At 43.0% G+C, this 21,524-nt stretch carries 15 protein-coding genes and 1 riboswitch; of the genes, 9 read left to right on the top strand and 6 right to left on the bottom strand.

Going from position 1 to position 21,524, the window contains the following annotated elements; all coding sequences use genetic code 11:
* Nucleotides 1–167 precede the first annotated feature (167 nt).
* Together HOP08_20210 and HOP08_20205 are read left to right on the top strand one after the other, a co-directional pair.
* Nucleotides 168–518, top strand: coding sequence for a hypothetical protein (locus HOP08_20210; protein NOT77255.1), 351 nt, complete (start codon nt 168–170; stop codon nt 516–518).
* Nucleotides 519–544: 26 nt separating this feature from the next.
* Nucleotides 545–3,148, top strand: a complete 2,604-nt coding sequence (locus HOP08_20205) for a hypothetical protein (GenBank protein ID NOT77254.1) — start codon at nt 545–547, stop codon at nt 3,146–3,148.
* A gap of 15 nt (nt 3,149–3,163) precedes the next feature.
* Here the strand turns inward: HOP08_20205 and HOP08_20200 are convergent, their stop codons facing one another.
* The 4 genes from HOP08_20200 to HOP08_20185 are packed head-to-tail and all read right to left on the bottom strand — an operon-like array spanning nt 3,164 to nt 6,807.
* Entirely contained in the window at nt 3,164–4,471 is a 1,308-nt protein-coding gene (locus HOP08_20200; GenBank protein NOT77253.1) for a hypothetical protein, read from the bottom strand.
* A gap of 34 nt (nt 4,472–4,505) precedes the next feature.
* Entirely contained in the window at nt 4,506–5,936 is a 1,431-nt protein-coding gene (locus tag HOP08_20195) for an amidohydrolase (protein NOT77252.1), read from the bottom strand.
* 51 nt (nt 5,937–5,987) lie between these two features.
* Nucleotides 5,988–6,254, bottom strand: coding sequence for a hypothetical protein (locus HOP08_20190; GenBank protein ID NOT77251.1), 267 nt, complete (start codon nt 6,252–6,254; stop codon nt 5,988–5,990).
* Entirely contained in the window at nt 6,247–6,807 is a 561-nt protein-coding gene (locus HOP08_20185) for a sigma-70 family RNA polymerase sigma factor (GenBank protein NOT77250.1), read from the bottom strand. Before HOP08_20185 ends, HOP08_20190 begins: the two co-directional genes overlap by 8 nt.
* Before the next feature lie 110 nt (nt 6,808–6,917).
* Here HOP08_20185 and HOP08_20180 point away from each other — a divergent pair, with 110 nt between their 5' ends.
* The 6 genes from HOP08_20180 to HOP08_20155 all read left to right on the top strand — a co-directional run bounded on the left by HOP08_20180 (nt 6,918) and on the right by HOP08_20155 (nt 15,571).
* Complete coding sequence (locus HOP08_20180; GenBank protein ID NOT77249.1) at nt 6,918–9,878, top strand: hypothetical protein; 2,961 nt, start codon at nt 6,918–6,920, stop codon at nt 9,876–9,878.
* A complete protein-coding gene (locus HOP08_20175) occupies nt 9,841–10,473 on the top strand; it encodes a response regulator transcription factor (GenBank protein NOT77248.1) in 633 nt (210 codons plus the stop codon). Before HOP08_20180 ends, HOP08_20175 begins: the two co-directional genes overlap by 38 nt.
* Before the next feature lie 237 nt (nt 10,474–10,710).
* Nucleotides 10,711–13,197: a DUF5117 domain-containing protein gene (locus HOP08_20170; protein NOT77247.1), complete on the top strand. Its 2,487-nt coding sequence runs from the start codon at nt 10,711–10,713 to the stop codon at nt 13,195–13,197.
* 4 nt (nt 13,198–13,201) lie between these two features.
* Nucleotides 13,202–13,828: an ATP-binding cassette domain-containing protein gene (locus HOP08_20165; GenBank protein NOT77246.1), complete on the top strand. Its 627-nt coding sequence runs from the start codon at nt 13,202–13,204 to the stop codon at nt 13,826–13,828.
* A gap of 7 nt (nt 13,829–13,835) precedes the next feature.
* The gene (locus tag HOP08_20160; GenBank protein ID NOT77245.1) at nt 13,836–15,077 is read left to right on the top strand and encodes an FtsX-like permease family protein; all 1,242 of its coding nucleotides are present in this window, start codon (nt 13,836–13,838) and stop codon (nt 15,075–15,077) included.
* A 56-nt stretch (nt 15,078–15,133) separates the two neighbouring features.
* The gene (locus HOP08_20155; protein ID NOT77244.1) at nt 15,134–15,571 is read left to right on the top strand and encodes a hypothetical protein; all 438 of its coding nucleotides are present in this window, start codon (nt 15,134–15,136) and stop codon (nt 15,569–15,571) included.
* Between the two features lie 58 nt (nt 15,572–15,629).
* Here the strand turns inward: HOP08_20155 and HOP08_20150 are convergent, their stop codons facing one another.
* A complete protein-coding gene (locus tag HOP08_20150) occupies nt 15,630–16,700 on the bottom strand; it encodes a hypothetical protein (protein NOT77243.1) in 1,071 nt (356 codons plus the stop codon).
* Entirely contained in the window at nt 16,697–18,643 is a 1,947-nt protein-coding gene (locus HOP08_20145; GenBank protein NOT77242.1) for a TonB-dependent receptor, read from the bottom strand. The genes HOP08_20150 and HOP08_20145 overlap by 4 nt, the downstream gene beginning before the upstream one ends.
* 53 nt (nt 18,644–18,696) lie before the next feature.
* Nucleotides 18,697–18,903: riboswitch (cobalamin riboswitch) on the bottom strand.
* 148 nt (nt 18,904–19,051) lie between these two features.
* Here HOP08_20145 and HOP08_20140 point away from each other — a divergent pair.
* Nucleotides 19,052–21,523, top strand: coding sequence for a TonB-dependent receptor (locus tag HOP08_20140; protein ID NOT77241.1), 2,472 nt, complete (start codon nt 19,052–19,054; stop codon nt 21,521–21,523).
* The last annotated feature ends 1 nt before the right edge of the window (nt 21,524 follow it).

Genomic DNA, 21,524 nt, shown 5'->3' with positions numbered 1-21,524 from the left:
GTTCAATGGAAACCACAAAAGAGAAAGCCCTTGTCATCAACCCGTCTTCAACTTCTTCAGAGAATGATTTTGATTTCCTGGTGGGTAAGTGGAGTGTGAAGAACAGCAGGTTGAAGAAAATACTCAGCAATGAAACGGAATGGGTTGAGTTTGATTCTGAGTTGCATATGCGTAAGACGCTGGCAGGTCTGGGCAACTTTGAAAACTATTATGCAACACTTAATGGAAAGCCTTTCGAAGGTCAGGCCGTAAGGTTGTTTAATCCCCAGACAAAGTTGTGGATGATCTACTGGATGGATTCCAACAATGCTAAAATGGATGAACATCCTGTTACCGGTTCCTTTGAAAATGGCATTGGTAAATTTTATACCCGGGATTCTTTCAACGGCAAACCGATCATCATGCTCTATCAATGGGATGCCACTGATCCTGAACATCCTGTCTGGTCCCAGGCTTTTTCCGATGATGAAGGCGCGACCTGGGAATTCAACTGGAAGATGATCCTGTCAAGAATATAATCTGATCCCATATTAAACACGATTTTATGATACGTCTAATAACGTTTCTAGTGGCTTGCTGTGCCTCATTTCAGGCAGAAGCCTTCTATCAGCAATCTGATAGCATTAAGAAACTTCCTGCCAAACAGCTTTCCCGTCAAAGGAACATCGATGTAAAGCACATTGCATTGGACCTGCGTTTTGATTTTCATGCGAAACAGGCAAGAGGTACAGCGACGATTATCTTGTCGCCTTTGAATCTTGCCAGCAAAATTTTACTGGACGCAGGGATGCTGAAGATCTATTCGATTGTTTTAGCAAACGGAACTCCTTTGAAGTTCAATTATGCCGGCGGTGATATGGATGATGGACTGGAAATTATGCTGGACAGATTTTATAAAACCGGTGAGGAACTGACATTGAAGATTGATTATCAGACCCTTCACGAGAATAAGGCAGACCCTAACAATATCTGGGGAAGTTTAGGAAAGGGTATTCGTTTTTTTGAACCAACATCCACAACTCCCATCAAGCGGCGCCAGATATGGTCAATGGGAGAGCCCTTGTCAAACCGGTACTGGTTTCCCGGATATGATGGATTGGATGACCTTCGCACAACGGAATTCACAGCGACCGTTGATAAAAAGCTGATGGTCATCTCCAATGGAAGTCTTTTAACATCAAAAGAGAATTCTGATGATACCGGAACTTTTACCTGGAAAGCAGATCGGCCTTATCCAAATTATCTTACCTCTTTTGTTGTTGGTGAGTATATCGATGTCATTCAGAATTATGAGGGAGTAAAACTTCACACCTATGGTTATCCTGATGAAAAAGAAGCCGTGGAGGCAACGATTGTTCGTCTCCCGGATATGGTAAGATTTTTTTCAGAGAAGACAGGTGTAAACTATCCAACACCTGATTATGCACAGGTAATGGTTCAGGATTTTCCTTTTCCCGGGCTCGTCGGGCAGAATGGTTCATCCATCATATCAGATAACATGATTGATGATTTTAAGACGCATACTGATTTCTTTTATCTGTGGGATGGAATTGAGGCGCAGTCACTGGCCTCGCAGTGGTTCGGCAATCTGATCACACCTAAAGACTGGAATCACTTCTGGCTGAACAGATCTTTCAGTCACTATTTCGACGGACTTTACAATCAGTATAAAAATGGAAAGGAAGAATACCTGCTTAACTATCTTCCTTTTGATCTCAGTGTGACGCTGGGTGACTGGAATTCGGGATACCGGCATCCCATTGTTACTGATCATTTTGCAAGCATCTCTGATTTTATCTCCGATAACTATGCAGGCTCACGAGGTTCTCTTGTTTTAAGAACATTGCACAAGCAGCTCGGAGAGGAGAACTGGAAAAAAGCTATTCAGTATTACGTAAAGTCCAATGCCGGAAAGCAGGTATCAACGGAGGATTTTAAGATTGCGATTGAGAAATCAACCGGTGAATCGATGGATTGGTTCTTTGATCAATGGATCTACAGGATGGGACACCCTGTTTTTGAAGTCACGCGGTCGTATGATAGTAAGAAGAAGCTGCTGACGATTGTCCTGAAGCAAAAACAGAAACTGGATAGGAATGATGAGTATCCTCAGGTTGAGTTTTTTAAGGGTAGTATGGAGATTGAGATCGATGACAGGATTGAAAAGATATGGATTGAGCCAAAAGCGGAGAACACTTTTACATTTCCATTATCTCAGCAACCAAAGCTTGTGCATGTTGACTTTGAAAGTGCCTGGATCAAGGAGATTGTATTTGAGAAGACAACGGATGAGTTGATCTATCAGATGCTGAATGATAAAGACATTCTTGGGAAAAACTGGGCAATGGGAGAGTTAGTGAAAATTGCCGGAAAGAAAGATGCTACTATTCCTGACAAGCAGAAGATCTATGAAGCATTCCGAAAGACAATATTAAGCAACTCGTACTGGCGGTTGAGATTTAACACCCTTGCGCAATTGCGACGACTAATGGCTAATGATCCTTTCACTACTTTGGACGACGCCACATCCGGCATGCTCTTGTCAGTTATCAAAAGTGAGAAGTCATGGCTAAGGACGTCAGCGCTTACATCTCTTGGGAACAGTCGTGATGCGCGCTATGCCGACTTGTATATCAATTATCTTAATGACGAAAGCGAAAGAGTTATCAATGCTGCTGCTATTGCGTTGGGTAAGACGCAAAGTCCGAAGGCGTATGATGCACTGGTGGGCATGGCCTACAAACCATCCTGGAAAAGTCAGAGCATGATCAGTGCGCTGAATGGGTTGAAAGAATTGAAAGATCCAAGAGGAGCAGACCTTGCTATGAAAGCATTATCTGATATCCATTCGCCCCGTTGGTGGCTTGCGACGCCCATCTGGGATTATCCAATTGCTGCTGCTGAAACGTTAGTCGCGTTGGGAAAAGGTAAGGATGCATATCCCATGATCTTTGAAAGATTCAGGAAGTCGATGGTTGATAATGACTACAATGACATCTTTGCCAACGTCGTGCTGATCACAACGTTGGCCGATCCGCGGGGGCAGGAGGCTTTTGAAATGCTGAAAGTGAAGTTCAAGGATGATGCTAACGCAATGGTGGCCGTGAGTCAGGCTGAATCACAGTTCGCGGAGAAGATCAAAAAATAGTTGGGAGAGGCTGGTTTATTGAAGCGTCTTGGTATTCCAGCCTTTGAATTTCCAGATGAAATAGACGAGGGATATTGAGATCAGTATAGTTCCGGCGATGGATAAGATATATCCGGCGGAGATGAAGAACTCCAGCCAGCTGAGGTTTGTGTTTCCAAACTCTTTGAAAAGAAGGACTCCGATGCTTCCTACATATCCAAAAGAATCGGCGAGGTACATCAGAAATCCAATGGTGCTGACATATTTAAAGGTTGCAATAATGCGATCAAAAAAGATGCTGTTGAACTGGATGTATCCAAAGTATAAACCCATTCCCACCAGCACCATCCACGTTGGTGCTTCGATCAGCTTATTTTCAAATGCAATGGTGCTGACTCCCACCATGATCATTCCTGTGATAACGATCAGGTGATTGATGATCATTGCCCTGAAGTTGTTCTTGATGATCATGAGGCTTCCGATGACAATCAAGACAATAAAGGCTACGATAGATTCAGTATATGTGAAGATGCTGGGCTTACCACCATATCCCAGTGATGCCCATATCTCTGCCGAAAAATTATCACGGAAGTCGCGATAGGCGGTGAGCATTGTATAGGATAATATTAATAAGATCAACCCCGGTGCAAATGTCAGTGCCAGTTTTATCCGCTCGGGTCCGCTCATCGGACTTCGTTTGGTGCGCAGTTCTTCGTCTTCCGGAGTAGGCGGAGGAATTTTATTCAGCATCCATAAAAACAAAACAAGGGGAGGGAAGAAGAGACATGTTGATACGAATGGCATCCAGAATTCTGATACCGCCCAATCGATGATGATAAAGCCACCGATTGTTTTAGCGAAGCCTGCAGAGAATATGAAGCTTACTGATAAGCTGGCGCCCAGCACCTCAGTTGATTTTCTTCCTTCCAGATATCCGAAAACAATTCCCCAGACCATTCCGAGTGGAAGACCATTACAGAAAAGAAAGATAAGGTTGTAGGGAGTAGGCGTTAATGCAAATCCCAGCCAGGCAATTCCGGCAATGCTCACCATCAAAAGAATTCCTTTTGCCCTTGCATGAGCGCCAAGTTCGGATACGATTTTTATTCCTATAAACTTTGAAAGCATGTAGCCGATAGCCTGTGAGATCACCATCCATACTTTGAAGCTATGTCCTCCCACTTCGATGCCTTCATAGGTTGCCACACCGAATGTTTTCCGCAAGGAGAAGATGCAGGTGTAAAGACAAAATGCGGAGAAGGCCACATAGAGTGTAAACCAGAATCCATTTGTGTTCTGAAGCCAGCGCGTTATCGGATGTGTGGAAGGGGCGTCTGGAGTCATTTAAATAGTTTGCTGATGATTCAATTGCTGAATATTATTTCCTGTAATCCAATGCAGGCTTCCTGTTGCCGATCAATGCTTCATACTTGAAATTTTCTCCGCGCTTCTTATTGAATTCTTTCCATGATTCATCGATGAGTGCCTGATTGGTAAACAGATCCATTGCTGTAAGCGCCATGGTCTTGGCTGCTACCATCATTCCTTTGTAACCAATGCTGGTTCCGCCGGCGGCAACAGCCTGCCAGCTGTGAGCGGATGTTCCGGGAACCCAGGTTGCAGTACTTAGTCCTACGGTAGGAACTACCCATGATACATCACCAACATCGGTTGATCCCGAACCACCTTCATCTCTCGCTTTTAATGGAGGAATAGTTTGAGTAGACTCCAGTGGCAGTGCCTGGTCTTTGAATGTTTCCTGGATCTTCGTTGCGAATTGTTTTTCAGACTCTGACAATGTGTAGCCTCCGACTGTCTGGAGGTTGGCATGCATTGTTTTGGATAGTGTTTCATTTCCAAGAAGATCATACACGCCTCCGGTGATTTCTATTTCTACACGCGTTCCGGTTCCCATAGCCGCCCCTTTTGCCGCAAGCTCCACCCGTTCCCATATAGATTTTACGTTATCACGATCGGGATTTCTTACATAGTAGTAAGCTTCCGCGAAAGCGGGAACAACATTGGGAGCTTCTCCACCACGGGTAATGACATAATGAATGCGTGTCTCCTGCGGTACATGTTCACGAAGCATATTGACCATGTCATTCATGGCTTCAACACCATCGAGTGCTGAGCGTCCTCGTTCAGGAGAGGCGGCAGCATGTGACGCGACACCATAGAATCTTACTTTACCATTTTTGTTCGCCAGTGAAGAGCCATAGTCAACACCATTTTGTGAACCCGGGTGCCAGTTGATAACAGCAGCAACATCGCTGAACAATCCTTCACGGACCATGTACACTTTTCCTGAACCACCTTCTTCAGCAGGTGTTCCATAGAAGCGAAGTGTTCCTGTTTTTTTGTTGGCGATCATCCAGTCTTTAACGGCGATGGCTGCTGCAGCGGAAGCTGTTCCGAATAAGTGATGACCGCAGGCATGACCAGCGTTTTTTCCCGGGATAGGTTTTAGTTCCGCGACTGCATCCTGTGAGATTCCGGGTAGTGCATCATACTCTCCAAGAATTCCAATCACCGGTTTTCCGGAACCATAGGAAGCGGTGAAGGCGGTGGGAATGCCGGCGATGTTTGCCTGTATGGTAAACCCTGCATCTTTTAATACTTGTTGTAATAATAGAGAACTCTGTACCTCCTGATAACCTACTTCTGCAAAGTCCCAGATCTTTTTAGCGGTAGCTGAATACTGATCATACTTTGAGTCGATGGATTTGATAACATCCTGCTTGGTTTTTTGAGCCAGCAGTGTTGTCGATAAAAAGATCAATGTCAAAAGAAAGATGGGTGCTTTCATAAAGGGTAGATTTTTCTTTAAAAGACCAATCTACAAAATTAACCCACGATTTTAACCCACGATTTTATCTGAAGAGGGGGTAGGGATTATGTGTGCGGCGGGACTAGAATTTTTCGTTGCCTTCCTTTCAATTCTGGTAACGATAACAATGAGGACGATGACGGCCACTGCCAATATGAAATAGCTAAACGCCCGGAAGATTTTCTTCATGCGTTTTTCCTGTTCATGGCGTTCAAGAATAGCACCATAGTTGCGGAAGCGGTCTGTGCCGCGTGCCGTAAGTTTTTGCCGGCGAAGACGTATCTCGTGCTTACTCATGATACTTCAACTTAATGTTAAAATTCGTGCGCAATTTATCCAAAGCGCGATACGTGCGCATCTTTGCGCCACTTTCTGTCATATCCAGAATAAAAGCAATTTCCCTGAAATCCTTGTCTTCGAAAAATCTCAATTCAAGAACTTGCAGCATTTCTGTCGGCAGGTCTTTCATATAGGCTAATAGCCGCTGGATAATCTCTTCATCCCAATCTTCGTCACTGCGTTCTACGAGCTCGCGTACTTTTAGTTCTTCCAGGCTGTATACTTTCTTCCCTTTATTTTTCCGGTAGAATTTATTGATCTCATTGGCGGCGATTTTGTACAGCCATGCAGAAAAGGGAAGGCCTCTGAATTCATATTTCGGTAAATGATTCAGCACGTTAACGAATGTCTGTGAACTTAGATCACCTGCAAGGTCTTCATCCGCTACCTGTCTAAGGATATAGTAATAGATCCTGTCGAAATACTTTTCATAAAGTTCGCCAAAAGCCCTGGGATCGCGCTTGGACCGCTCGATAATCTCATGCTCTTTGCGGATCTCATCCTCCGTCATTGAATGGGGGCTATGTCAGTATAATGCCTGATCTGAAAGATAGTCACAAGAAATTTACCGTAACTTGGGGTGACAGAATTCACGTGTTATATCACGAAGTTTGAAAGTTGATGCAAAGACTGTCTGTACTCATTTTTTTTCTAATATTTCTTTCGTCAGCGAAGGAAATATACGCACAGCAGTTTACTCTCAGGCAATACACTGCAGTAGACGGGCTTCCGCAATCGCAGGTAAACGCCATCATAGAAGATCAGTTTGGCTATCTGTGGATCGGAACTTCCGGTGGAGGTCTTGCCCGGTTTGATGGAAGGGAGTTTAAAGTTTATTCAACCCTCGACGGTCTTCTCAGCAATATCGTCACGTCTATTTTTATTGACTCTCATCAGAACATCTGGATTGTTCATCCCCGTGGAATGACACGGTTTGACGGACAGACCTTTAAGAAATTTCAACCGGAACGATCCAATGAGGTGCTCAAGCGGATCCGTCGCGTCGTAGAATTCAATGATACCATCTTTATGGTATCCACTCCCGGAATGATCGGGAAGATCTATCATGACTCTGTTTACTATTGGTCAAAGAATATCCTTCCTTCAAAGACCATTTATTTTACGCATGTCACTCCGGATCACAATATCCTCTACTATCTGAACGATCGTTCCTTTCTGGTTCCGACGCTGGAAGGGTACAAGAAGTATCCCCATTCAAAGATCTTTACAAAAGCATACAGCATTTTCAACCATGCAAGGGAAGTGTGGGTGGATACTGATAGCGGATCCTTTGCTTTGGATTTAAAGAATGGTGAGTTGTCGCGACGAAAGAAGTTAATGGATCGTTATATCGTATGTTATGATACGGTTCAGGATGTCTACTGGACCAGAAATGAACGGACCTTATTCAGAGAGTATAGCAGGAATGGAAAAATAGAAACTGATACTGTTCTTCAGAATGTTCCGATCATGCAGGTTCATCTGGATGCGGAGGGCAACACATGGTTTGGTAGTGGCGGCAATGGATTGTATCGCTATTATCCAAAAGACTTTGACCGTGTTGATAACAATCTTTTTCGTGACGTGATGGCTATTGAAAAAGACGCAGACAATTCTCTTTGGGTTGGAGCACGCGGTCTGTGGAATCTTTCAAAAGGAAAGGCAAGAGCTTTTCCTCTGCCCAACGGAGATGATGATGGAGTACATGCGATCAAACGAAGTCCTTCCGGTGAATTATGGGTAGGATCTTTCTCCGGTCTTGGAAAATACTCTGAGGAGAAAAATGAGTTTACATGGTTCACGCGTGAACATGGATTATCCAGTGCTTACATCACGGCAATAGATTTTAATGAAAAGGGCGATGTATTTATCGGTACTACGGGTGGGGGCCTTAATTTTTATGATGGTAAGAAATTCGAGGACATCAGTGCGCGAATAGGTTTACAAAGCACTAATGTCTTTGCGCTTTGCTACATGCCTGCCCGCAAATCTTTGTTCATTGGAACAGATCTTGGCATCAATGTTCTTAAGGATGAGAAAATAACTAACATTCCATTGCCGGAGTTTGAGAACACGAATATTCTTTCTCTTGCCAACTATCGGGATACTCTTTTACTGGCCGGGTCGGGAGGAGCAGGGATCATGGTGATTGATCCGCAGCATCACACTCAAAGGTTGATCGGTCCGCATGAAGGTCTCTCTTCCGGTTTTGTATTTTTTGTGACATCGGACGATGAGGACAGGATCTGGGTTGGGACAGAAAAAGGTATAACAAGGATCACTCTTGACAGAAATCTGCAGATCGTAGAGCGCCGGGATTTTGGATATAACAATGGACTTACAGGAATTGAAACCAATCAGAATGCATACTTTCTTTCCGGCAAAGAGAAGTACTTCGGATTGATTGATGGTCTTTATCAATTTAATGAATCAGAAGGTCAGTGGTTTAAATCATATCCGGTTCATCTTTCTGATGTTGAGATTCAATATGGCGAAGCATCGAGTCGCGAATTTGGAAAAAGTCAGAACGGATTCTTTAAAATTCCTTCAGGGCTGATTCTTCCGTCAGACAAGAATCACATTACTTTTCATTTCAACAGAGTTGACAAGCGCTATCCGACTTCTGTACGTTACAAGTATTTCCTGAAGAACTTTGATAAGACATGGTCGCAGGAGACGGCCTTGGGTCGTGTGACGTATAGCAATCTGCCTCCGGGCAGTTATGTTTTTACCATTCTTGCGACAGACAAATCGGGAAGCTGGAATAATACACCACTGGAATATGCTTTCACCATCAAGGCGCCTTTTTACAAGACGATGACCTTCTATACGCTGACATCGGCGTTGCTGTTGGGCTCGTTTATACTTTTCACCCTGATGCGTTTGAGAAAGAATGTTTCGAAAGCTATAGAGATAGAGAGAATCCGGCAGCAGGAACAGGAATCTTTGAGGAAGGAAATTGCAAGGGATTTTCATGATGAGATGGGCAACCAGCTGACCCGCATTATTAATTATGTCAGCCTGATGCGACTGAGCGGCAACGCAAATGGCACCGATCTCTACCACAAAGTGGAGGAGTCGGCAAAATATCTATACAACGGAACGCGTGATTTTATCTGGGCAATTGATCCCGTGAATGATGATTTGTCTAAGTTGTTCCTTCATATCCGCGATTTCGGAGAGAAGTTATTTGAGGAAAAGGAAATTCAGTTCAGGGCATACTACGAATTGAAGGATAAGGTGAGGCTTCCTTATGGGTTTAGCAGGGAAGCGAACCTGATATTTAAGGAGGCGATGACGAATGTTTTTAAGCATTCCGGTGCTTCCAATGTATCGTTTTCTTTGTATAACTTAACGGATAGCTACAGCATGGTGCTGGAGGATGATGGAAAGGGATTTGATCCTGAAACTATCAGGTCCAATGGAATAAAAAACATTCGTTCTCGGGCCGAAAAAATTCAGGCTTCGTTAACAATAGGAAAAGCAGAAAAGGGAACCGGCACACGTATTGAATTAAAATTTTCAACTTTAAAAATAAAATCATATGATCCCCACCACAAAAAAACGCGTATTGATCGTTGAAGACGACGCGGAAATACGCAACAGTTTTGTTTTGATCGTCAATAGCTCACAAAAATTTGGTGTGGTCAATGCGTATGGTAGCTGTGAAGATGCAATCAAGCATCTCCACCAGGATAAGCCTGACTATGTGCTGATGGATATTGAGCTGCCTGGAATGAATGGTATTCAGGGAACGAGGATCATTAAAGATAAAAGTCCGAATTCCGAGATCATCATGGTCACAGTTTATGAAGACAATGAGATGGTGTTTGAAGCCATGAAGGCAGGAGCGACCGGCTACATTACCAAGAGTGCGAATCATCTTGAACTATTGGCGGCATTGGAAGAAATCTCCAAAGGTGGTGCGCCGATGAGCAGCAAGATTGCCCGTCTTGTGATCGACAATTTTCATATCAATCCAAACTCTCCTCTCACCAAGAGAGAAACAGAAATATTGACATTGATCTCTGAAGGGAAAACGTATACACAGATATCAGAGCAATTGTTCATCTCAAAGGAGACTTCAAAAACTCACATAAAGAATATCTATTCAAAGCTGCAGGTGAACAGCAAATCCCAGGCGCTCGCAAAAGCAGCTCAGGAAAAATTGATTTAAAGCGGGGGGTCGTTGCCTTTGAGTAGAGTCAAAGTGCTAAACGATAAATCCCTTACAAAAGGTGATTCCCCGCAATTTCTGGATGATTAGCTTTACTTCAGATTTTGGGTAAAGGTCCGGTGGCTGCTTTCAAGTTCATGGGTGGAATTGGAGCAGCCACCTTTTTTTTCCTCCCATCCTCATATCCTTGAAAACTCCTCTTTGATTCCTTAGCTTTTGGGGTTTTAAAATCCCAAAATGAAAAAGACTCTTCTACTCCTCCTGATCGGGGCTTCTTTCGCCTCCTATGCACAAAAGAAAAAGGATCAGGATACTGCTCCTCAGCAACAGGCCGCACCTGCAAATTCCACCATTGAAGGAAAGACTGCCGGAATGAAGAAATTCCAGGGATACTTTGACTTTTATTATGATGAGAAACAGGACAAGATATTCCTGGTGATCAATAAGTTCGACACTGAATTTCTTTATGTAGAATCACTCACCGCCGCTGTTGGATCAAACGACATCGGACTCGATCGGAATCAACTCGGTCGCGAGCGCGTTGTAAAGTTTGAACGTCGCGGACCTAAGATATTGATGACAGAGATCAATCTTGCTTTTCGTGCGATCAGTGACAATGCCGCTGAGCGCAAAGCTGTTCAGGATTCATTTGCACAATCTGTGCTATGGGGTTTTACTGTAGTGACAGAAGAGAATGGAAATGTTCTTGTAGATGCATCCGATTTCTTTTTACAGGATGCTCATGATGTTATAGGAACACTCCGAAGCTCTCAGCAGGGGAGTTATTCATTGGATAAATCCCGCTCAGCATTTTACACACCACGTATCAAAAATTTTCCTCAGAACTCAGAGTTTGAAGCGACACTGACTTTCACTGGTCAGCCGACGGGAGGGTTTATCCGCAGCGTTACACCAACTGCTTCTATTGTTACGGTCAGAGAACACCACTCATTCGTTCAGCTTCCTGACAACAATTACAAACCAAGGAAGTTTGATCCGAGGGCGGGTTATTTTCCAATGTCTTATTATGACTATGCAACGCCGATCAGTGAACCGATTGAGAAAAAGTTTATTACACGCCATCGTCTAGCCAAGAAGGATCCCAGTGCCGCAGTAAGCGAAGCAGTAAAACCTATTGTTTATTATATGGATCCCGGTGCACCGGAACCTATTCGTTCCGCTTTGATCGATGGAGCCAAATGGTGGAACCAGGCATTTGAAGCGGCCGGATATAAGGATGCCTATCGGGTTGAACTGCTGCCGGAAGATGCAGATCCAATGGATGTGCGATATAATATCATCAACTGGGTTCACCGATCCACTCGCGGCTGGTCGTATGGAGCATCAGTGACAGATCCACGCACAGGTGAGATCATAAAAGGACATGTTAATCTTGGTTCTTTACGCGTTCGTCAGGATTTCTTAATAGCAGAAGGATTGCTTGCTCCATATGAGGATGGTAAACCTGTTTCAAAAGAAATGGAATTGATGTCGTTAAGTCGGTTGAGACAACTTGCAGCACATGAAGTTGGACATACATTAGGAATCTCCCATGCTTATTCATCGAGTTCGGAAGCGTTGGCATCCGTTATGGATTACCCGCATCCTTATGTAAAGCTTACCAACGGCAAGGTGGATCTGAGCGAAGCGTATGATACCAAGATCGGTGCATTTGATAAAGTAATGATTGCTTATGGTTATCAGGATTTTCCTTCCGGAACAGATGAGAACAAGGCACTTTATGATATTATCCAGAATTCAATAAAAGCGGGATATACATTTTTGTCAGATCAGGATGCAAGACCTATTGGGGGTGCTCATCCTTTTGCGCATTTATGGGATAACGGAAAGAATCCTGCAGAAGAATTGAATCGTGTAATGGGAGTGAGGGCGGTTGCGCTAAGAAATTTTGGTGAGAATAACATCAAACCAGGAATGCCGATGGCTACACTGGAAGAAGCTCTGGTGCCGTTGTATTTCTCTCATCGGTATCAGGTGGAAGCTGCTGTAAAGATGATCGGCGGTCTTAATTACCGCTATGCTTTGAGAGGCGATGGTCAACCTGTTGCGGAATTGCTTACCCCTCAGCAGGAGTTGAATGCCCTGGAAGCATTGATGAAGACTGTTGAACCTTCTGCTCTGGTATTACCTGAAAGTTTGCTGAAGATCATTCCACCGCGGCCTTTGGGATATTCACGTCATCGTGAATTGGTTAAATCAAAAACTGATTTAACATTTGATGCATTGTCAACGGCAGAGACAGCGGCAGATCTTACCTTCAGTGCGATTCTTTATCCCGCCAGAGCCAATCGCATTTTTGAACATCATTCACGCGATGCCAGACTTCCATCTCTGGAAAGCCTGATTGACAGAATGATCAGTGCGACGATAAAGGCGTCCGTAAGACCTGGTATGGAAGGAGCCGTTCAGATGTCGGTAGATCAGACTCTGTTGACCAATCTCGCCAAGCTTGCCCTTAGTAAGGATACGAGTGTTCCTGCAAAAGCAATTGCGTTGTTAAAACTGGACCAGCTTAAAGCATGGGTAACGGCAAGGGCAAATGTTACCAATGAAGAAGAGTGGAGATCTTTTTACTTTCACATGGCATTCCAGATCGGAAAACTTCAAAGCAACCCAGAGGAATTCAAGCAAGACACTCCATTGGCAGCACCTCCGGGAATGCCAATAGGTGACATGGATCCGGATTACTGCGGGTATCGATAGATTGATGATCTCCATTCAGGGACTTACATATTCCTATAATCCTCAGAAGAAGATTTCCTTCCAGGATTTTGCTATTCAGAATGGAGAGCATTGGTTACTGCTTGGACAATCCGGAAGTGGTAAAACTACATTGCTTCATTTGCTGGGCGGACTTTTGAAATCACAGGAAGGAAGTATTCTTGTCAATGATACTGAGCTTACCAAACTTTCCGAAGCAGCATTAGATCGCTTTCGCGGAAAGTACTTTGGATTTGTTTTTCAGAAGAATCATTTGATCACGGCCCTTTCGGTGAAGAATAATTTGCTGATGTCTCCCTTTCTTGCAGGATTAAAGCAGGACGAGCATCGGGTTAGCGAAGTGCTTACGCAACTGGACCTGATTGAGAAAAAGGATTCAAGTATTAAAGAGCTCAGCCATGGGCAGGCACAACGTGTAGCGATTGCAAGGGCAGTGTTAAATAAACCCGCACTGATCCTGGCAGATGAACCTACTTCAGCACTTGATGATAAAAATTGCGATCGCGTGATCGATCTTTTGTTGGAAGCATCCGCACAGAACAATGCGACATTGATCGTGGCGACTCATGATCAGCGTTTAAAATCGAAGATCAAAAATCAAATCATATTGTAATTCCCATATGAATCTCATTTCACTTGTATGGAATTATCTCAAAGCCAGACCACTGAATACAGTGCTCAATATTTTTTTACTGGCGCTGGGCATTGCTGTTATCACTGTGTTACTGTTATTCAACAATCAGCTTCAGGAAAAAATCTCTTCCAATGCAAAAGGAATCGATCTTGTTGTTGGTGCAAAAGGCAGTCCGTTACAACTGATCCTTTGCAATATCTTTCATGTTGATTTTCCTACCGGCAACATTAAACTATCTGAAGCCGAAAAGGTGATTCGACATAGAATGGTAAAGAAGGCAATTCCATTGGCACTGGGAGATAGCTATAATGGTTACAGGATTGTTGGAACCAATCATGTCTACCCGGGTCTTTATAACGCAGCCATTCAACAGGGTGATTGGTGGAAGAATGATCTGGATGTTACGATAGGATCCACAGTTGCAGAATTATCCGGATTAAAAATCGGGGATACATTTGCCAGTGCTCACGGTCTTTCAACAGATGGTCATGATCATGAAGAGAATCTTTATAAAGTGACAGGAATTTTAAATCAGTCCAACACGATCATTGATAATCTGATATTAACCAATATTGAGAGTATCTGGAGAGTTCATGCGGAGACGCATGACACGATTGCAAAAACCGCATCGGTTCCTGGTAATCCTTCTGCTCTTGTTCCATCCATTGAAGCAGGAGATTCCATCCGGGAGATCACATCATTGCTAATTCAGTATCGGAATCCCTTAGCGGTCATTCAACTTCCCCGGTTTATTAACAGTAACAGCAATCTGCAGGCAGCATCACCTGCCTATGAGACCGCACGATTGTTTTCTATTCTGGGTGTTGGAGTAGAGGTTATTAGAGGCTTCGCTCTGGTTCTCATATTTATTTCAGGACTTAGTATTTTTATTGCCCTTTACAATTCTTTGAAAGAGAGGCAATATGATCTTGCTATTATGCGATCCATGGGGGCGAGCCGCAACAAGCTGTTTATTACAATTGTTATGGAAGGAAGTATTCTAACGTTGCTGGGAAGCATTGCGGGACTTGCCCTTGGTCATGGCGTACTTTGGATCTTTACTATTATGGTCGAGGAAAGTCAGAAAGCGGGCGTGTCCGCAACCGTGTTCTATGCAGCAGAAGGCTACATTCTGGCAGGAGGGTTGGTATTAGGAATTTTATGCTCTCTGATTCCTGCTATTCAGGCTTACCGGACTGATATTCATAAAGTGCTGGCCGGTAACTGATAATTTTAAGGAATGGTATAATTTTGGATTCTATCATTCTGCTAACAAATAAATCGATGAAGAAGTATTTCGCTGTTCTCTTATTCACAATGACTGTAAGTTCTGTATTTGCTCAGACAGATGGATGGGTACTCTTTGCCAAGACGAAATTTGAAGCGAAGTACAATGAAAAGCAGGCGGAGTATTTCCTGTATCCTGTATTTGCTCAGGAGTTGAAAGACATGGTGGGAAAGGAGATCACGCTGGAGGGCTATTATATGCCGATCGATGTGGAAGGAGATGCCTATATCATCCTTTCAAAGTTTCCGTACAGTCAATGTTTTTTTTGTGGTGGTGCGGGACCTGAATCAATAGCAGAGGTAACGTTTAAGGTAAAACCTGAAAAATTTACGATGGATCAGTTTATCCGTGTCAAAGGAAAAGTAAGGTTGAATGAGAATAATATTGATCATGGCAACTTCCTCCTGGACGAAGCCACGCTGATCAAGAAGTAATAGAAACGGCTACCAGAGATTCTGATAGCCGTTCTTTTTTGGTTATAGTTTTCAATGCTTATTTAAAAGCACATCCGTTAGGAGCAATCCCTACTTCATAGGTTTTTATCAAGGTTCCGGCAGGATCATATACATCGATGCTTCCTTTTGAACTGAAGTTTGGAGCATTGCAGCCAATTACATTTCCTGTAAAGGGATCAACAGCGATGCCGTAATAGTTCTTTGACTTGAATGCTTCGGTAGGTAGTGCAGTGGATGTAGTTGCTATTGAATAGATGGAGCCATTGTAATTGTAATACAATGTTGCCCCATCGGGAGAAATATCCAGATTGGAAGGCCCATTGTAAACAACTCTGTCTACTGTAAGACGCAAGGTCTCAGTATTGGTTGCAGAGATCTTGCTGATTGATCCTTTGGTGCTGTTTGCTGAGTTTCCGTAGTCAATGTTTCCTGAAGCAGAAACCCAGATGTTTCCATCTTTGTCCTTAACAATGCTGTTAGGATTGTCTCCGGTTGTGATGGTTGTCACAATTGCGTCAGTATTGGAGTCTATTATAACTACTGTATTGTCTTTATCGTAACCACCTGCGTTAGCCACGTATACAAGATTATTTACTTTTAGCATTCTATTGGCTCCCTTGCCAGTTGGAATAGTTTTAGTGACTTCAAGTGTTGTTAAGTCAATAACTTTTACGGTTCCTGTTACGCCGTCAAATCCCCAGTCCGTTACGTATCCTTTTTTAGCTGAGATGCCTAAAAAGTATCGTGGGCTTTCCACGCTTGTTACACTACCGAATGACTTCAGGTCATCTGTATTGATCACTTCTATTTTTGAAGAATTCTGAACGACAATGTATCCCTTTCCTTCAAACACGGTCATGGATTGCGATTGATCACCAAGCGGTCTGCCGTTAACAGAGGAGAACAGATCATTTGTTACTTCATCTGTTTTGCGATCGTAGAATGAGATTGAAGTATTGCCATTACCGAAACCACCCTCGTTGACTATAAAAAATCCGGAAGCACCGGGCTTGACAACAGCATCAGAATCTGTTTTACAGGATTGGATGAATACCAGTGATATCAGGATCACCGCGACACTCAGCTTTCTAAAAAAATTAAACTTCATATTGAATTTGGTTTAGTAAAATGTATTGTAACTCCTATTTTAAAATTGGTGCGAGGCAGAGGATAACCTGGTCGTGCCTGATAATCGACATTGAAAATGTTATTCCACTCACCACTGAGTGTAGTTTTTATTTTTTTTACCTGGAATGGTTTACTGAGTGAAGTATTGAGAATGTTATAGGAACTCATCGCGAATGTGTTGGAGTTATCACTATCCGTGAATTGAGTACCCGTGAAATTGTCAATGATGTTCAGATAGAATTTATTCCAGATTATTCTGACTGTACCACTGGCCTCATGAAGAGGTGTCAGTATCAATTGCTTGTCAAGCTCATTGGTGTTGGCTTCATAAACACTTTGATTAGTGGCCTGCGTGAAACTGTAATGGCCGGAGATCATGACATCAACCTTGCCTAACCTTTTACTTATTGAGGTTTGTGTTTCAATACCTCTTGACCAAACTTTCTTAATATTATGCGGTGAATAAATTCCGCCGGCACCAGGAATCCACTGGATCCAGTTGTCAACGTGATTGCTGAACACGGCAGTTTTAAATGTCCATAGTACGTCGGAAGCGTATGTCTGGTGAGATGAGAAATTTAAGCCGGCTTCGCCACCGAGAGAGATTTCCGTCTGAAGATCCGGATTCCCCAAGGCACCTGATCTCCAGTACAGATCATTGAATGTTGGAATGCGATAGTTTCTGGAAACATTGCCATATACTTCTATTCCTTTTTTGGTTTTGTACTTCGCTGTCAGGGACGGTGCGAGGGGAGTGGTAGTACTATTAATGATCTCATTTCTGATTGAAGTAATAAACTCCCAGCGCGTTCCACCTTTCCATTTGTATGCTCCGAAAACGGCTATCCTGTTTCGTACAGGATTTAATCCACCAAAGGCATCTACTTTCCCCTGTTCGAAAGTATAGTTCGCGCCCGTTGTCAGACTGGCACCTTTGCTAAATGAAAAGTTGGCTTCAAGATTATTTATAAAAGTGTCAAATACACTGGGGGAGATCAGATCGGTAACGGGATCCTGGTAGTTGAGATCATAATGGACAAAGGCACCCTGATAGTTGAGATCAAATGAATTCTTTGTAAAGTTCCATCCAAGTAATGCACGATAAAATTGATCACGTTCTGTTGCTTCTGCCGGCTTGGAGGTAAAAGTGGCGTTAGGTACTTCATAAAGATTGTCCTGATACCAGAGCTTGAATGTTAGAAGATGCTGAGAGGAGATCTGCCAATAGTTTTGCTGTAAAATTCCTTTTTGATCAAAGCCCGAATGTATTCTTCTGTCAATCCGTTCTGGAAAGAAGTTCTTGTTGAGATACTCAAAATCATTTTTAGCCTGACTGGTAAAGACCTTTGTGGAGGTAATGAATTTTTTGCCGCTCCAGCTAACTCCGAAATCCTGGTAGTAGTTTCCAAAAGAACCCACATTCGCAAATGTTTTTAATGTTAATCCGGAGTTGAAGCTTGCCTTATTGTTGAGTTGGATGGTTCCACCGATGGATCCATTTCCATATAGACCGGCAGAGCCACCGGATTGAACCGATAGTTCATCAATGAAGCCAACTGGTACCAGGGAAAGATCAGATTGTCCTGACAAAGGACTTATGATGTTGATTCCATTCCATAGTATGGCGGTATGATTGCTTCCGGTGCCGCGAAGGGAAGCGGTTGCCAATCCGCCAGGTCCATAACTACGGATGTGACCGTATCCGAATTTGCGCAACATATCCGCGAGGCTTCCGGAGGAAGACAAAGCACGCGTCATGCTGTCCACAGGAAGCGCGTATTGACTCGTCGAATAATTGTTAAGTCGGCTTTGTTCAATGATCACATTCTGTAACAGTCTGACAGAATCTTTCTGTTGAGCTGAAACATGAAGTGAAGCAAAAGCACAAACACCGAAAACAATTGTTTTCAGTTTTGCAATCATCAAAATTTTTAACCTAAAATTTCAAGTGACGTTTCCTTCTTCCCGAGGTGATCGTCTTACTATTTTGTAGTGGCAGGTCTCCTGACTTGTGTCTGGTTGCCGGCCTTCCCATCCGCTCGTTGGCGAATAGTGACCCGGAATCGTGGGGCAACCTTTAAATGACACTTACAGTAGCGGGAACTGTTCCGGATTCACACCGGATTCCCTATTAATCTTATTGATCTCGTCTGATCATAAGAACCAATACGAGTGCAATGATAGAATATTTTTCTAAGATTTTAGTAATGAAGATCATTTAAAAGGTGTCTGCCCATCTGATTGCGCGATTCTTGCCCGCTATAATCAGAGCCGTCGAAACTTATTTTTTGATAATTGGAAAAAATAATTTAGACTTGCCTAAATTTTATAATGCGTCAACTGGTTAATTTCCGCCTTTTACTCTCGGTTTCCTTCTGGATTCCGGTAATGGCCTATGCCCAAAGCAGGGTCATTTCTGGTTCTGTGGTGGAATCGGAAACAAAAGAGGCGGCCAGTTTTTGTCACATTTCACTTCTTCATACTTCGCTTGGTACAGTTTCTGACATCAACGGTAGGTTTCAAATTGAAATCCCTTCAGGAATTGATGAACCTTATCTGCTGATATCTTATGTTGGATATAAGCATGATACGCTCCGTGTTACTCCAGAACGTAACGACTACAGTATCACTCTTGTAGCAGAAGAAAAAACCCTGGACGAAGTTGTGATCACAGGCCTTTCAAAGGCTACCATCATCCGTGAAAATCCTGTTGCCATTTCCCTGATATCTTCAAAGCTTATCGAAAGAACTATTGAAAGCAACATCATCGATGTTCTTTCACAGAATGTTCCGGGGTTGAATTCTGTAAAGACAGGTCCTAATATTTCAAAGCCTTTTATCAGAGGACTTGGATATAATCGCGTGTTAACCCTTTACGATGGTGTTCGTCAGGAAGGTCAGCAATGGGGAGATGAGCATGGCATTGAGGTTGATGCTTACAATATTGAGAAAGCTGAAGTGATCAAAGGACCGGCAAGCCTTATGTTTGGCTCAGACGCCTTAGCAGGAGTGGTGAGCTTGTTTCCGTATGCCCCCGAAGAGAGAGATGGAATTATAAGAGGTCGCTTTGTCTCAGAGTACCAGAGTAACAATGGGTTGATTGGGAACGGTATCCGAATGAGTAGTGGCGGCACACGATGGCAATGGACTTTGAGCGGATCCTATCGTAAAGCAAAAAATTATTCCAATGCAGTTGATGGAAGAGTTTATAATACAGGATATGATGAAAAGAACCTTGCGGCTTCCGTCGGTTATAAAAGTAAAAAAGGATTCACCAACGTAAGTCTTACGCTGTATGATAACCTTCAGGGTATCCCAGATGGCAGCAGAGATTCATTATCAAGGAAATTCACAAAGCAGATTGCTGAAGGATCGTTTGACGATGTTCAAAACAGACCGATTGTTTCTGATACAGAACTTAATTCATACGACATAAGTCCGTTGCATCAGCATATTCAACACTATCGTGCATATGTCACCAATCAGTATCAGATAGGTAAGGGTGATATGAGTGTGTTGCTTGGGTTTCAACAGAATGTTCGTCGTGAGTATAATCACCCAACAGTTCCATCACAGCCCGGCCTCTTTGTAAGATTGAATACTATCAATTACGGTTTTCGTTATAATGCCCCTGAATTTTCAAACCTTGAAGTTTCTTTTGGTGTGAATGGAATGTATCAGGACAATAAAAACAAAGATGCTACAGATTTTCCTATACCAGACTTTAATCTTCTTGATGTAGGTTCCTATGGATTCATAAAATGGTCTAAGGATCAATGGACGGTCAGCGGTGGTGTCCGCTATGATGTCAGAAATGTTACCAGCAATGACTTTTATGTGAGAACGAATCCACAGAATGGATTTGGACAACAGGCTTTATTACCCGATACCACCAATTCAAAACTTCAGTTTGCAGCACTTCGTCAATCCTTTAATGGTGTCTCCTTAAGTATAGGAACTACTTACCAGCTAAGTCAAAAGCTCAGTCTGAAAGTTAATGTTGCCCGTGGATACCGCGCACCAAGTATTCCTGAGATCGCGTCAAACGGTCTGGATCCAGGAGCACATATTGTTTATATCGGTAATCGGAATTTTGTTCCGGAATTTAGTTTTCAGCAGGATATCTCAATAAATGGAGCCTTCAGGAATTTTAATGCTTCAGTAAGCCTCTTCCATAATTCTGTTCAGGACTATATTTATTTGAGTCAGGTCGTCGACGAGCATGGTAACCCAATTGAAATACTGCAAGGGAATAAAACTTTTCAGTATCAGCAAGGGTCTGCCCAATTGTATGGAATGGAGACGTCTCTTGAAATTCGTCCGTCCTCTTTAAAAGGATTGACCATCAACTCAAATCTTGCATTTGTAATTGGATCAAACACAAAAAAAGAGTTTGAGAATAAGGGAACTGATGGTCAGTATTTGCCATTTATTCCACCGCTAAAGATAATCACGAGTGTGAGCCAGGAAATACGATTGGAAAGCAAACTGTTTCCAATGATCAATGCCAAGGCAGACATTGATTACAGTGCCACGCAGGACCGCTTTCTTGCACTTTACAATACTGAGACTAAGACACCAGGATTTACTTTATTCAATGCTGCATTGGGAACAGATGTACAGCTTTCAAAGAAAACTTTAGCGCAGATACAATTCCAGGTGAACAATGTCTTTGATTTTGCTTATCAATCAAATCTCAGCAGACTTAAATATTTTGAGTATTTCAATCAGTCACCTAACGGTCATCTGGGTATTTATAGCATGGGAAGGAACTTCTCTGTAAAGGTGATCATTCCGTTTTAAG

The organism is Cyclobacteriaceae bacterium (assembly GCA_013141055.1).
In the GTDB taxonomy this organism is placed as follows: domain Bacteria; phylum Bacteroidota; class Bacteroidia; order Cytophagales; family Cyclobacteriaceae; genus ELB16-189.
This window is presented reverse-complemented; position numbering and strand designations above follow the sequence as displayed.

Bases quoted from the DNA above. Each gene is read 5' to 3' on its own strand.
- HOP08_20170 (NOT77247.1), top strand. From the start codon at position 10,711: ATGAAAAAGACTCTTCTACTCCTCCTGATCGGGGCTTCTTTCGCCTCC.
- HOP08_20155 (NOT77244.1), top strand. From the start codon at position 15,134: ATGAAGAAGTATTTCGCTGTTCTCTTATTCACAATGACTGTAAGTTCT.
- HOP08_20150 (NOT77243.1), bottom strand. From the start codon at position 16,700: ATGAAGTTTAATTTTTTTAGAAAGCTGAGTGTCGCGGTGATCCTGATA.
- HOP08_20160 (NOT77245.1), top strand. From the start codon at position 13,836: ATGAATCTCATTTCACTTGTATGGAATTATCTCAAAGCCAGACCACTG.
- HOP08_20185 (NOT77250.1), bottom strand. From the start codon at position 6,807: ATGACGGAGGATGAGATCCGCAAAGAGCATGAGATTATCGAGCGGTCC.
- HOP08_20195 (NOT77252.1), bottom strand. From the start codon at position 5,936: ATGAAAGCACCCATCTTTCTTTTGACATTGATCTTTTTATCGACAACA.
- HOP08_20175 (NOT77248.1), top strand. From the start codon at position 9,841: ATGATCCCCACCACAAAAAAACGCGTATTGATCGTTGAAGACGACGCG.
- HOP08_20180 (NOT77249.1), top strand. From the start codon at position 6,918: ATGCAAAGACTGTCTGTACTCATTTTTTTTCTAATATTTCTTTCGTCA.
- HOP08_20205 (NOT77254.1), top strand. From the start codon at position 545: ATGATACGTCTAATAACGTTTCTAGTGGCTTGCTGTGCCTCATTTCAG.
- HOP08_20210 (NOT77255.1), top strand. From the start codon at position 168: ATGCGTAAGACGCTGGCAGGTCTGGGCAACTTTGAAAACTATTATGCA.
- HOP08_20145 (NOT77242.1), bottom strand. From the start codon at position 18,643: ATGATTGCAAAACTGAAAACAATTGTTTTCGGTGTTTGTGCTTTTGCT.
- HOP08_20190 (NOT77251.1), bottom strand. From the start codon at position 6,254: ATGAGTAAGCACGAGATACGTCTTCGCCGGCAAAAACTTACGGCACGC.
- HOP08_20200 (NOT77253.1), bottom strand. From the start codon at position 4,471: ATGACTCCAGACGCCCCTTCCACACATCCGATAACGCGCTGGCTTCAG.
- HOP08_20165 (NOT77246.1), top strand. From the start codon at position 13,202: ATGATCTCCATTCAGGGACTTACATATTCCTATAATCCTCAGAAGAAG.
- HOP08_20140 (NOT77241.1), top strand. From the start codon at position 19,052: ATGCGTCAACTGGTTAATTTCCGCCTTTTACTCTCGGTTTCCTTCTGG.